Raw genomic sequence first — 13173 nt, 5'->3', positions numbered from 1 at the left:
CTCATACCGGGAGGCGGAAGTGCAGTTCCCACGAACTGCCGATGCGCTGGATCTTCAGGTCCGGCGCGAGGCGGGTAATGAGGAAGCCCGTCAACTGCTCCGCCAGCGCAGGATTTTCCAGCAGTTCCTCCGCCGTCGGCGGGCGGCTCGCCAAGGCCGGCGCCGTGCCCTCGTAGCGCAGCACGATGTCGAACAGGATATCGTTATAGCGGGTGGTCACCTCGATCACCGGCCGTTCGGGATCCACATAATCGCGGCCGATCAGTTCCAGCGCATGCCAGGTCACCTGCGCGGCGCGCTGCACCACGTCCACCCGCGCGCTCCACCGCGCGCCCTCCGCCTCTATGAAGTTCGCCACGTCGTCATGCCGGGCACCGCTGGCCGGAAAGCGCCGCACCACCTTGCGCGTGACGCCGATGCGGAAGATGGCGAGCAGCACCACCGTGACGAGGATGGACACCGCGAAGGCGGAGAAGGTGAACAGCCGCAGGCCCGGCACCTGCCCGTCCAGCAGCCGGTGCAGCGGCTCGTAGGCGATGGCGGCGACGAACCCCATGCCGATGGCCAACACCTTGCGGGCATCCAGCACCCGGCTCGCCACAAGCTGGATGCCGTTCACCGTCGTGAAGGTGGACAGGAAGATGAAGAGCGCGCCCGTGACCGAGACCGGCATCAGCAGCCAGAAGCCGATCACCTTGGGTAGGAGCGAGAAAGTCATCAACAGGCCGCCGGTCCAGAAGGCGAGCGCTCGTGCCGTGCAGCCGGAGGCCGCCGCCAGCGCCACCGCGCCGCCCGACGCCACCATGGGCATGGCGTTCAGAAAACCCGCCACCATATGCATCACGCCTTCCGCACGGATGCCCCGGCCGATGGAGACGAGGTCAGGGCTCTTCCAGTCTCGGTCATTGTTGCGCTGGGCAATGGTCTGCACGCCCATGGAGGTGAGCGCGAAGACGAAGCCGGTGACCATGAAGGGGATGACCGCGCCGAGGTTGAAGGCCCAGCCGAAAAGCGGCGGACGGGGGAAATCCACGACGCGCGCATCCGCGAACAGGCGCAGGTCATGGGGATCGAGTTGTCCGAGGGCGACGCTCAGCACCATCCCCACGCAGAGGCCGATGAGGTTGGTGAACAGCCTTAACCGGCTCTGCACATACACATGCAGGATGACCAGCGTCGCCAGCGTTACCCCGACGATGGTGAGATGGGCAATGGCGTCGGGCCTGTCCGGCGGCAGGTCCAGCACGAGAAAGAGGCCCTGCTGGCCGAGGCCGACACCGATGAGAAATACCGCGAGCCCCGCCACCTCCACCGTGAAGATCGCCCGCAGGCGGAAGATGACAAAGGAAAACAGCACCTGGGACACGCCCACCATGCCGACCATGGTGAAATTCTCGGCCAGCGACAGGCCGGCGGACGAGGCATAGACGAGCGCTGGAATGGCCGCCGTTGTGCATTGGAGCGGATAGAACAGCCGGGCGCCGACCCCACCGATGCCAAATCCCTGGAGGACCAGCACGAAGCCGGAGCAGAACAGGGTGGCCGCCGCGAGACGCAGGAACTGGTCGTCATCGAGCCCGAGGTTTGCGAGCGCGATGCTGGGCACGCTCAGCAGCGCGCTGAGGAAGGCCACCTGCTGGAGCGCACTCAATAGGCCGACGCGCGCGGGCGGCAGATCGTCCACGCCATAGACGAGATTCTGGGGTTTGCGCATGGGGGCCGGCTCAGGTGGCCGGCATCAGAGGCGTTCCGGGAGCATCCGTGACCCAGAGGTCACCGCTTTCGAGATCGAACCACCAGCCGTGCAGGCTCAGCGATCCGGCCTCGACGCGCTCGCGGACCCAGGGATAGGTCATGAGATTGTCCAGCGAGCCGAGGATGGAGGCGCGCTCGGCGAGGAAGGGCACGGCCTTGAGATGGTCGAGGGGCATCTCGCGCTGTTCGCCATCCTCGGCGGGCAGATGCAGGCGGCTGGCGGCGAGCGCCATCTCCACCCACGGCCCCACGAACTCGCGCGGCTGGCGCTCGCCACCGGCGGTCGCCAGCATCGCCTTGATGCCCCCGCAATGGGCGTGCCCCAGCACCACGATGTGATCGACGCCGAGGTCGCGCACCGCATATTCCAGCGCCGCGCCCGTACCGTGCAGCCCGTCGTCCGGGGCATAGGCGGGCACGAGATTGGCGACGTTCCGCACCACGAACAGTTCGCCCGGCAGGGCCCCCGTCAGGAGCGCAGGATCGACGCGCGAGTCGGAACAGGAGATCATCAGGACCGCCGGCTTCTGGCCCTTCTCGACCAGCCCCTGCATCAGCGCAGGCGCTTCGTCGTAGAAGCGTGCCTTGAAGCGGCGGACACCCTCAAGAAGATGATCAACATCCCGGCATTCGGCGGCGCACGCGGACGGAGTATCACCCGTATGACTGTCGTCGATCATCCCATGTTCCTCAAGATGCGCGCCGTATCCAGGCGAGCGGGGCAGTATTACCGATCATGCCCCGAATCTCGTGCCTTTGCACGCCCCGGAATGTTCGAGGAAGAACTCTCGATCCGCGCAGAAATAGATGAGGTGTCTGACGGGCAGACCGCGCGCCTCAGAGAAAGCGCAGCCGGCTTTGAGCGAAGCGTCGCGGCCGCAAGCCGCCGTGGCGCACGGGCGCCGATGACCCGCCAGAGCCGGCAAAGCACGCTCAGGGATGGCGCGGGGTGATGTCTACCGAAGCAACGGCAGCGTGGCGGCTCAGTGCAGCGGTGCCGGTGCCCGGTGGGCGCGTGCGGCAGCGAGCGTGGCCTCGGCGATGGCGCGGCCGCGCTCGTCCATGCCGGTAAAGCGGGCCTGCCAGCGGTTGCGGGGGTCGATCTCCAGCAATTTCACGCCGCCGGGCACCTCGATGCCGTCGCGCGCGAGACCACGCAGCACGCCGTCGAGAGGCGCCAGCACCGGCGTCCGCTCCAGATGGCCGAGGACCATGCCCCGGAAGACCCGCGAGCCGATGCTGTGGGCCGTGTGCCAGCGGCCGGGCAGGCCGGCATAGACGAAGCGCTCCGCACCGGAATTGCCCAGGCGGCGGGATACACGGTCCCCTGCCTGCGTCTCGCCCTGGGCCACGACCTGCCCGGTGAGCCGGGGGTGGGTTTCCACAGCCACATCACAATTGCGGCCGATGGCAAAGCCCGGCCCGAGACCGATGGTGACATCCGCCAGATGCCGCAGATCCGGCTTCACCGCATACTTGTCCATCCGGGCGTCGATCAGCAGCGCGAAGGGCGCGATCACCATCAGTTCGACGAGCCCCATGCGCGTGATCGCGAGGCGCCCGCCGTGCGTGAAGATGGCAAAGAGTTCGCTCACGCGCTCCACCGGAACCGCCTCGAGGCCCTCCACAGGAGCGGGATCGCCCCACAGCGCATCATGGAAGGCCATGCGGCGGCGGATCACCGGCGGTGCGGCATCGTGGGACATCACCACCGCATAGCCCGCCCGGTGAAGGTGAATCGCCACGGCGGATGCGATCTCGTTCGTGCCGAGCACGATCGCCACTTCCGGCCGGCTGCGCAGAAAGGCTGCCGCTGTCCCATCCATTGCCGCCTCATTATGTAAGACGATTACATAATGAGAATGAAGCAAAGGCGGGGCCAACTGCGATTGACGCTATTGCAGGCTGAAATGGACAACCTTCGCGGCTCCGGCCGTCAGCTTCACAACATAACGTCCTGCACGCCCGACAGCCGCCTGTCGAGAAAGCGACAGGCCACGCGATCCTAATCGCCGGCGAGGATCACATGATCCGGATCGAAGGTGGCGACGGCGGCATCGCCCTCCGCGAAACCTGCCGCATCCACCAGCCGGCGCGGCACGACGGCGGTGATGGTCTTGCCATTGCCGATGTCGAGCTGGATCTCGCTGTTCACCTCCGCATCGGTGCGTGCGGCGATGATGCCGGGAAAGCGGTTGCGCGCCTCGGGCGGCACGGCGTCGGGGGCATGCACATGCACGAAGGAGGCCTTCACCAGCGCCAGCACCCGCCTCCCCGGCCTGAGGTCAAGTTCCTCCACGGCGGAATTGGTAACGATCGCGCACAGACAGACGATCTCGCTCACCTTCAGGCTCACCTCCACGTCCACGGGCCAGCGCTGCACACGGGTGATCTCGGTCTGGAACATGTTGCGGGCCGAGATGCGCACACCCACGGTCCAGAGCAGCGTCTCGCTCAGGCCATCGAGCCCGTCCTCGGCGATGAGGCTGGAGAGGGCGGCGAGGCGGCTTTCCAGCCGGTGGAAAGTGGCGATCAGCCGCCGCCCCTCGTCGGTAATAGCCGCATTCCCACCCGCCCGGCCGCCGGTGCGGGTGATGAAGGCCGGCGTCGGCAGCAGGTTGTTGATGGCATCCACCGCCTCCCAGGCGGTCTTGTAGCTGAAGCCCGTGGCCTTTGCCGCCCGGGTGATGCTGCCATGCTCCGCCACCGCTTCCAGCAGCCGGATGCGGTCGCGCCCGACCAGCAGCCGGCCATCGCTCTTCAGCGCCAGAAGGGCGTCGATCTTTCCCGCCGTCACCACGTTCCCCATGCCTGACGACGGCATTGAACGCCCGGCGCGCCGGCGCCGCAAGGCGGGCGACGTCACATCCCGTCTGTGATCGGCCGTTCAGTACGCGGTGGGCTGCGTCTCGGGCAGATAAAGGCCATAGCGCAGGGAGAGCTGGGCGAAAGCCTCCGCTGTCGCCGGATCCACGGGAATGCCCATGCGCGCCCGATTGTCCGCCTCGCGCCATTCACGGTCGCCGGGAGCCAGCACCTCGCCGCCGGCGGTGGGGCGGGAGCGGCGCAGCGTGCGCAGATAGCGCGCCATGCCCTCCTCATAGGCCTCCGGCTCCAGGAAGGCGCTGGGGCGCACCGCCAGCACGAAGGCTCCGATATTGCGCGGCGTCGCCATGTCCGGCCCGACCATGGGCGCGATGTCGAAGCTGAGAAGCGCGCCGGAAAGCAGCGCGCTGAAGATCTCCACGAGGCCCGCGAGGCCCGCGCCCTTGAAGCCGAACGCTCCTCCAAGCGGCGCCAGCATATCCACCGCATTCGCGTCCTGCGTATCCACCCCCTCAGCGTCCGAGGCGGCGTCGCGCGGCAACGGAATGTCGAGGCTGCGGTAGAGCAGCACGCGGTTGAACGGCACGGAGCTGGTCGCCATGTCGAACAGCCACGGCCGGGCACCGCGCACGGGCGCGGCGGCGGCGATGGGATTGGTGCCGTGGAAGCGCTCGGCGCCCTCATGAAGACGCACGAAACTGTCGGAATTGCAGAAGGCGAGCCCGACGAACCCGCGCTCCGCCGCTGCCAGGGCAAAGGCCCCCGCCGGCCCGAAATGAGAGGAATTGCGGATGGCCACCGCCCCGATGCCGAAGCCGCTCGCGAGATCCATGGCCCGGTCCATGGCCGTATAGGCGGCAAGGGCCCCATGGGCGGCACCGGCATCCAGCGTCGCCACCGCACCCGTCTCGCGCACATAGGTGAGCTGCGGCGCGCGGGCGACGCGCCCGCCCTCCAGCGCCGAGACATAATGGTTGAGCAACCGCACGCCGTGGCTGTCCACGCCCAGGCGGGAGGCGTGCATCATGGCGCGCGTCGCCGCATCGACGGTCGGCGCATCGGCGCCGGCAGCGCGCAACGCGGCCTCGCAGAACGCGGACAGGTCCGCCTCGCGATAGCGGGCGGCATAGACCGGGATGGGGGAGCGCGGCTCAGCCATGGTGCCCGACCTCCCGCGTGCGATGCGCGGCACGGCGTAAAGCCGTGCCCGGACGCGCCCTCAGGGCGCTGGCCGCGAGTGCTACCATGGCTCTTCTCCCAAGCCGCCGCAGGCCTCATGGGGCGGACCCGCTGACGCGGACACCAGCCTAAGGCACAGGCCAAGCCGTTGCAAATGCTTCGGAACCGCACCGCGGTGCGGCAGCCCCCCTTTCCAGCTTGGCAGCGGCGGGCGAACCGGTTCAGATGGCGCACTCCAACGGGGCGGCAGGCCCCGCCCTTCGAGCGGAAACAGCCGAGGACGCATGATGAGCCACCATCTCCAGTTCTATATCGACGGCCAGTGGGTCGAGCCGGTGGAGCCGCGCCGGCTGGCGGTGATTGATCCCTCGACCGAGGAAGCCTTCACGGAGATCGCCATGGGCACGGCGGCGGACGTGGACAAGGCGGTCGCGGCGGCGAAGCGGGCCTTCACGTCCTTTTCGCAGACCCCGAAGGCCGAGCGCCTTGCCCTGCTGAAGCGCATCCTCGCCGCCTATAACGACCGCTTCGAGGACATCGCGCAGGCGGTGAGCCGCGAGATGGGCGCGCCGCTCGCCTTCGCCCGCAATGCGCAGGTCTCCTCCGGCCGCGCCCATATCGAGGCCACCATCACCGCCTTCGAGCAGATGGAGCTGGAACAGACGCGCGGCACCACAACCATCCTGTATGAACCCGTGGGCGTGTGCGCCCTCATCACGCCCTGGAACTGGCCGCTCAACCAGATCACCTGCAAGGTCGCCCCGGCGATTGCCGCCGGCTGCACCATGGTGCTGAAGCCTTCCGAGATCGCGCCCATCACCGGCCTCATCTTCGCCGAGGTGATGGAAGCCGCCGGCACGCCGGCCGGCGTGTTCAATCTCGTCAATGGCAACGGCCCGGACGTGGGCCAGGTGATGGCCGGCCACAGGGACGTGGACATGGTGTCCTTCACCGGCTCCACCCGTGCCGGCATCATCGTCGCCAAGACGGCGGCGGACACGGTGAAGCGGGTCTCGCAGGAGCTGGGCGGCAAGTCCGCCAACATCATTCTGCGCGATGCCGCTTTCGAGAAGGCGGTGACAAAGGGCGTACTCGGCTGCTTCGGCAATTCCGGCCAGTCCTGCAACGCGCCCACCCGCATGCTGGTGCCGGCCGAGCGGCACGAGGAAGCGCTCGCCATCGCCAAGGCCACCGCCGAGCGGGTGAAGGTGGGCGATCCGCGCGCCGAGGACACGCTGCTCGGCCCGGTGGTGAGCGAAATCCAGTTCGACAAGATCCAGGCGCTGATCGAGACCGGCATCAAGGAGGGCGCGACCCTCGTCACCGGCGGCCCCGGCCGGCCGGAGGGCCTCAACCGCGGCTATTACGTGCGCCCGACCGTCTTCGGCCATGTGACGCAGGACATGACCATCGCGCGGGAGGAAATCTTCGGCCCGGTGCTCTCCATCCTCTCCTATGGCGACGAGGAAGAGGCGATCGGGATGGCCAATGACACCATCTATGGCCTCGCCGCTTATGTGCAGTCGCAGGACATCGCCCACGCCCGCACGGTTGCACGGCGGATGCGGGCCGGCACGGTGCAGATCAACTATCCCGCCTGGGACACATTCGCCCCCTTCGGCGGCTACAAGCAGTCCGGCAACGGGCGCGAATATGCCGACTGGGGCATTCACGATTTCCTTGAGATCAAGGGCGCTATCGGCTGGGGGTGAGTTGAACTGGAGCGGCGGGCGAAGGCCCGCCGCCTCCGTAAGACGGAGCAGGAACAGGACATCCGCAAGGGGGATAAGTCTCGACCGTTCCGCGCCGCGCAATCCTGCGTCCTGCGGTCAAGATCCAGATAAAACTCGGCTTTCCTACTCAGGCCGCCGGGCAACCGACCCGCCGATACCTAAGTTATCCCCCTAGGTATAATTTCCTACATACTGTCTCCAATCACATCTGATTTGGAGACGGCCGTGGCCTGGAGCCAGTTTGAGGATCGCGAACTTCACCGGGTGCGGAGCGAGATCAGCTACGCGGCGCTCCAATTAAAGCTGCTGCGCTTCGGTCTGGAGCAGCGCTATCGGGTGGATCAGCCGCGGGCGCCTGCCGGCTCGCCCTCTGGGGGGCAATGGATCGATGGTGAAAGCGCGGGCACCCCATCTCGCCCCAACCAGCAGCACATCCGCGTTCGGCAAGATGAAACGGGCGAGGAGAGTTGGCTATATCACAGTACCCACCACCGCCCGGACGGATCTCTTGCGAGCGAGCATGTTCTGAACCGCGACGGCAGCCGCATTTTCTCAGAATATAATACGCCCGACGGCACCGATGACTGGGACACACGTCACACGGTGGAGGACATAGACGGCAGCGTGTTGGTTGTCGAGAACGCAGGTAATAGCCAGACCATCCGGGATGGTCGAGGCGACCTGCTCAGCCAGAGTGTCTGGGGCAAACATGGCCCAGAGACGGCAGATCAGGTCCAACCGGCTTATTTTCCTACAAGGCAAACGCAACAGCTCTTATCCGCCCTTTTTACTTGGATGTCCACGAACGGCATCTCTCCTCTACTTGCGTACAAGATAGGAGAGTATTTCAAAGAAAATCCAGCCTCATTTCAGGTCATCTACATCGGCCAACCGGACACAGAAACGCTCTCTGGCGCATGTAAAAGATTAGCCGAGGTGCAAAAATACACTGACGAATCCGCTTCCAAATTAAGGCGAGAAAACTACGATTCTGCAGCCAGTTACGGGACTGCGGTGCATGTGGAACTGGATAAACGGATCAAAGCGCTGCATGATCCAGATCTGGCCTCGGAAAAATCTTACCTCAAGAACGAAGATGAAAACGATGCAAGACGCGGAGAAAAGGGGAGCATCAGGGTCGACGTTTTAGAAGCCGCTCCTCAGAATACAGTTTGCGTCTATGACATAAAAACCGGCAAGAGCGGCCTCAGCCAGGCACGCATGACCGAAATCGCCTTTGCCGCACAGAAATTCAGGCCAAATACACGCCGCATATTAGTAACCGAAATGAGGCCCCGAAGCAGATGACAACCGCATCTCAAATGAAAAAAATTGCCGAGCCGCTTTTACAAAAATACCCCGATCTTGCCTGGATAGGCCGGACGATAATCCTGAAGCCCGTCACTCATATTGCACGCGGGATCATTATGGATAGCAGCGCCGGAAAGACGGGATTTAACCCCCGCTGGGGCGCAACTTACCTATTTCGCGAACGAACGTCCCTCTCTTTTCATTGGAACATACAATTCCCATACAGGCCTATAGGCATATGGGAAATCGACCATCCAGATCACCAATCCGCATTTATTGAAATAGCAGAATCAGAAGCCCTCCCAAGGCTCCGCGAAATGAATAGCTTCGAATCTTTTTTGAATTTCACTGAATGTTCGGAGATTAATTATTCCTGGACCGCTCTTCCGCTGGCACGGGTTATTATACAGGCGGCACTTGGAAAAATATCAGACGCTCAAAAATCGGTGGAGGTTCTGCGCGAGGCCAACCCAACGGCCGCGGTCCAGCCGTACCCACTCTTCAATGACATTCTTGAACACCTATGGCCGGCGCTCATAAGGAACGACCGGCCCGCCGTCGCTCGAGTGCTCCATCACTGGGAACAGAAGACGGTCACTGCCTGTAAGCTGACGCCATACTGGCAGCCGACGCCCTTCCCGATCGAGGAGACCGCCTGACGCCTACGGACACCTCAGCCCGGCGCGCCGCTGCGCAGAAGCTGCCAGGTGATGGAGTCGAGCAATGCCTCGAATGAGGCGTCGATGATGTTGGGCGAGACGCCCACGGTCGTCCAGCGCGCCCCGCTCTCGTCGGTGCTCTCCACGAGCACGCGGGTCACGGCCTCGGTGCCGCCATTGAGGATGCGGACGCGATAGTCCGTCAGCCGAAGGCCCGCGATATAGGGCTGGTACTTGCCGAGATCCTTGCGCAGCGCCACGTCGAGGGCGTTCACGGGGCCGTTGCCTTCGGCAGCGGAGATGAAGACCTCGTCCCCCACCCGCACCTTCACGATGGCTTCCGCCACCGTCGTCATCTCGCCCTTGGCATTGTAGCGACGCTCCACTTTCACGCTGAAGCGCTCCACGGTGAAGAAGTCGGGCACGCTATGCAGCATGCGCCGCGCCAGTAGCGCGAAGGAGGCGTCCGCCGCCTCATAGGCATAGCCGAGCGCCTCACGGCTCTTCACCTCGTCCAGCAGGCGGGCGAGGCGCGGATCGGCCCGGTCCACCGGCACCCCGAGGCGCTCCAGCTCCGCCAGCACGTTCGAGCGCCCGGCCTGATCGGAGACCAGCACGCGGCGCTGGTTGCCCACCGCCTCGGGCGGCACATGCTCGTAGGTCGCCGGGTCTTTCAGGATCGCAGAGGCATGGATCCCCGCCTTGGTGGCAAAGGCGCTCTCGCCCACATAAGGCGCGTGGCGATCCGGTGAGCGGTTGAGCATCTCGTCGAGCGTGCGGGACACGACACCGATCTCCGCCAGCGCCTCCCGGCTCACGCCGGTCTCGAAGTGCTCGGCATAGTCGCCCTTCAGCAGCAGCGTGGGGATCAGCGAACACAGATTGGCATTGCCGCACCGCTCGCCCAGACCGTTCAGCGTGCCCTGGATCTGCCGGGCGCCAGCCCGCACGGCGGCGAGCGAGTTGGCCACCGCCTGCTCGGTGTCATTATGGGCGTGGATGCCCACGTGGCTACCCGGCACGCGCGCCGTCACGCGGGCGACGATCGCCTCCACCTCATGGGGCAGCGTGCCGCCATTGGTGTCGCACAGCACCACCCAGCGGGCACCGGCCTGATAGGCGGCCTCGGCGCAGGCGAGAGCGAAATCCGGATTTTCCTTGAAGCCGTCGAAGAAATGCTCGCAATCCACCAACGCCTCGCGGCCGGCGGCGACCGCCGCCGCGACACTCTCGCGGATGGAGGCGAGGTTTTCCTCTTCCGTGGTCCCCAGCGCCACCCGCACCTGAAAGGCGGAAGCCTTGGCGACAAAGCAGATGGCATCCGCCTCCGCCGCCAGCAGCGCGGCCACACCCGGATCATTCGAGACCGAGCGGCCGGCCCTCTTGGTCATGCCAAAGGCCGTCACCTTGGCGGCCGAGGGTCGCTTCTGGCCAAAGAGCTGGGTGTCGGTGGGATTGGCACCGGGATAGCCGGCTTCCACATAATCGACGCCCAGCCGGTTCAGGAGGCCGATGACGTTGAGCTTGTCGGCCAGCGTGAAATCCACGCCATTCGTCTGCGCCCCGTCGCGCAGGGTGGTGTCGAACAGATAGAGCCGTTCGCGCGCAGCGGGGCTGGCGGCGGTCATTGCATGGCGCTCCCGGGGCCGAAGGTCTTCTCGACTGTCGTGTTGGCGAGCCACACCTCGCCCAGCGGCACGGTGTTGCGCCGCTGGGGCACGTAGCCACGCGCCTGGAAGAAGCCGAGCGCCGTGTCGCTCGCATCCGCCTTCAGGCTCTTGGCGCCACGGGCCTCGGCCAGCTTCTCGGCGGCATCGCACAGAAGCGTGCCGACACCCTCCCCTGCCACGTCCGGGCGGACATAGAGCAGGTCGATGACGGCATTGTCCTTCACAGAGACGAAGCCAACGGGCTCGCCATCGCGGGTCGCCACCAGCGTCAGTTGGTCAGCCAGACGCGTGCCGAAGGCCTCCTCGTCATCGGCGGCCTCCGCCCAGGCTTCCTGCTGGTCGTCGTCATAATCCTCCTCCGTCAGCTCGAAGATGGACGAGCGGAAGATGGAGGCGAGCATGGAGGTGTCGCCGGGCAAGGCGGGGCGCAGGGCCGTGGTGCTCATCGCGTCAGCTCCCAGGAGGTGGTTCCGTCCTTATTGTCCATCAGCACGATGCCCTGCGAGGCCAGCTGCTCGCGGATATGATCGGCGGTGGCGAAGTCGCGCGCCTTGCGGGCGGCGTTGCGATCGGCGATCAGTGCCGCGATGGCATCCGGGTCCACGGAGACCGCGGCCCGCTGGCGGGCGCGCCACTCGGTCTCCGTCTCGTGCAGGAGGCCCATGAGATTGGCCGCGCCCTTGAAGCGCCGCTTCAGCGCCGAGGAGGCGTCCTCATGCTCGGCAACGTCCGCCAGATGGTGCAGGTGGGTGATGGCCGAGGGCGAGTTGAGATCATCGCCCAGCCGGTCGGCGATCTCGCTCTCGAACGGATTGCCCTCCCCCGTCTCCGCTTCCACGTCGCCGATGACGCGGTACCACTTGTCGAGCGTCTTGGCGGCGAAACCGATGCCCTGCCGGGTCCAGTTGATGGGCTGGCGATAATGGGTGGAGAGCATGGCGAGGCGCAGCACCTCGCCCGGCCAGTCGTTCAGAAGCTCGCGGATGGTGACGAAGTTGCCGAGCGACTTCGACATCTTCTCCCCTTCCACCAGCAGGAAGCCGTTGTGCATCCACACCTGCGCCATGGACCCGCTGTCAAAGGCGCAGCGCGACTGAGCAATCTCGTTCTCATGGTGCGGGAACACGAGGTCGATGCCGCCGCCATGAATGTCGAAGGTCTCGCCCAGATGGCGCCAGGACATGGCCGAGCATTCGATGTGCCAGCCGGGACGGCCGGGCGTGGCGATGCCGCAGGGCGAGGGCCAGCCGGGCTGGCCTTCGGTGCTCGGCTTCCACAGCACGAAATCCATGGGGTCGCGCTTGAAGGGGGCGACGTCCACGCGGGCCCCATTCAGCATCTCGTCCAGCGGGCGGCGGGAGAGCTTGCCGTATTCCGGCATGGACGGCACGTGGAAGAGCACGTGCTCCTCGGCCACATAGGCATGGCCGCTCGCCACCAGCCGCTCGATCAGCGCCTGCATCTCAAGGATGTGCTCGGTGGCGCGGGGCTCCACGTCCGGCCGCAGGCAGCCGAGCGCCGCCGTATCGTCCCGGAACCAGGCATAGGTCTCCTCCGTCAGTTCGCGGATGGAGATGCTGCGCTCGGCCGCGCGGGCGTTGATCTTGTCGTCCACGTCCGTGATGTTGCGCACATAGCGCACATGGTCGGCGCCGTAGAGCCGCCGCAGCAGGCGGAACAGCACGTCGAAGACGATGACCGGACGGGCGTTGCCGATGTGGGCATGGTCATAGACCGTGGGGCCGCACACATAGAGGCGCACGAGATTGGGATCGAGCGGGCGGAAGGCGTCCTTCGACCGCGTCAGGGTGTTGTAGAGCCGCAGCTCCATAGGTCCGCTCTCCCTCTGGCGCCGCATCCGGCGCACGGGGCCGGCGGGCAGACGTGCCGCTGTCACGGCATTATGAAAACACACGCTCCCGTCCCGCAGGCCGGAGCGTCCATTCTTCCTCGTCAGGGATGCAGCAAGGGACGGCCGCGGCCAGCTTTTCGGGCTAACCGCAAATAATCGGCAGGCAAATGCCGGACATGATCTGAAGG

Annotated in this window: 12 protein-coding genes; 4 read left to right on the top strand and 8 right to left on the bottom strand. The window is 65.7% G+C overall.

Annotation, left to right across the window (positions count from 1 at the left end):
- Position 1: 1 nt before the first annotated feature.
- Together DFO45_RS12750 and DFO45_RS12745 are read right to left on the bottom strand one after the other, a co-directional pair.
- Positions 2–1714: a solute carrier family 23 protein gene (locus DFO45_RS12750; RefSeq protein ID WP_133865147.1), complete on the bottom strand. Its 1713-nt coding sequence runs from the start codon at positions 1712–1714 to the stop codon at positions 2–4.
- A gap of 10 nt (positions 1715–1724) precedes the next feature.
- Positions 1725–2435 carry a carbonic anhydrase gene (locus tag DFO45_RS12745; RefSeq protein ID WP_133865146.1) on the bottom strand — a complete coding sequence of 237 codons (711 nt, stop codon included), beginning with the start codon at positions 2433–2435 and terminating at the stop codon, positions 1725–1727.
- Between DFO45_RS12745 and DFO45_RS12740 the strand changes: the two genes are divergently transcribed.
- Positions 2418–2708, top strand: coding sequence for a hypothetical protein (locus DFO45_RS12740; RefSeq protein WP_133865145.1), 291 nt, complete (start codon positions 2418–2420; stop codon positions 2706–2708). The genes DFO45_RS12745 and DFO45_RS12740 overlap by 18 nt on opposite strands.
- A gap of 30 nt (positions 2709–2738) precedes the next feature.
- Here DFO45_RS12740 and DFO45_RS12735 read toward each other — a convergent pair whose 3' ends face one another.
- From DFO45_RS12735 to DFO45_RS12725, 3 genes are all read right to left on the bottom strand, one after another.
- Entirely contained in the window at positions 2739–3581 is an 843-nt protein-coding gene (locus tag DFO45_RS12735; RefSeq protein ID WP_133865144.1) for a xanthine dehydrogenase, read from the bottom strand.
- A gap of 179 nt (positions 3582–3760) precedes the next feature.
- Positions 3761–4552: a TOBE domain-containing protein gene (locus tag DFO45_RS12730; RefSeq protein ID WP_133865143.1), complete on the bottom strand. Its 792-nt coding sequence runs from the start codon at positions 4550–4552 to the stop codon at positions 3761–3763.
- Between the two features lie 90 nt (positions 4553–4642).
- Entirely contained in the window at positions 4643–5740 is a 1098-nt protein-coding gene (locus DFO45_RS12725) for an Ldh family oxidoreductase (RefSeq protein ID WP_133865142.1), read from the bottom strand.
- A 307-nt stretch (positions 5741–6047) separates the two neighbouring features.
- On the opposite strand from DFO45_RS12725, the gene DFO45_RS12720 reads away from it, so the two are divergent.
- The 3 genes from DFO45_RS12720 (at position 6048) to DFO45_RS12710 (ending at position 9463) form a co-directional block, all read left to right on the top strand.
- A complete protein-coding gene (locus DFO45_RS12720) occupies positions 6048–7472 on the top strand; it encodes an aldehyde dehydrogenase family protein (RefSeq protein ID WP_133865141.1) in 1425 nt (474 codons plus the stop codon).
- A gap of 246 nt (positions 7473–7718) precedes the next feature.
- Positions 7719–8801 carry a hypothetical protein gene (locus tag DFO45_RS12715; RefSeq protein WP_133865140.1) on the top strand — a complete coding sequence of 361 codons (1083 nt, stop codon included), beginning with the start codon at positions 7719–7721 and terminating at the stop codon, positions 8799–8801.
- Positions 8798–9463, top strand: coding sequence for a hypothetical protein (locus DFO45_RS12710; protein WP_133865139.1), 666 nt, complete (start codon positions 8798–8800; stop codon positions 9461–9463). The genes DFO45_RS12715 and DFO45_RS12710 overlap by 4 nt, the downstream gene beginning before the upstream one ends.
- A 14-nt stretch (positions 9464–9477) precedes the next feature.
- Here DFO45_RS12710 and cimA read toward each other — a convergent pair whose 3' ends face one another.
- From cimA to cysS, 3 genes are read right to left on the bottom strand one after another with little or no spacing between them, the layout of a single operon-like run.
- A complete protein-coding gene (gene cimA / locus DFO45_RS12705) occupies positions 9478–11091 on the bottom strand; it encodes a citramalate synthase (RefSeq protein ID WP_133865138.1) in 1614 nt (537 codons plus the stop codon).
- Positions 11088–11579, bottom strand: coding sequence for a GNAT family N-acetyltransferase (locus DFO45_RS12700; RefSeq protein ID WP_012170313.1), 492 nt, complete (start codon positions 11577–11579; stop codon positions 11088–11090). Before DFO45_RS12700 ends, cimA begins: the two co-directional genes overlap by 4 nt.
- On the bottom strand, positions 11576–12964 hold the full coding sequence (gene cysS, locus DFO45_RS12695) for a cysteine--tRNA ligase (RefSeq protein ID WP_208299789.1): 1389 nt from the start codon (positions 12962–12964) through the stop codon (positions 11576–11578). Before cysS ends, DFO45_RS12700 begins: the two co-directional genes overlap by 4 nt.
- Positions 12965–13173 lie beyond the last annotated feature (209 nt).

Source organism: Azorhizobium sp. AG788 (genome assembly GCF_004364705.1).
GTDB classification, from domain to species: Bacteria; Pseudomonadota; Alphaproteobacteria; order Rhizobiales; family Xanthobacteraceae; genus Azorhizobium; species Azorhizobium caulinodans.
The sequence above is the reverse complement of the archived record's forward strand: the minus strand, read 5'-3'. Positions and strand labels throughout refer to the sequence as shown.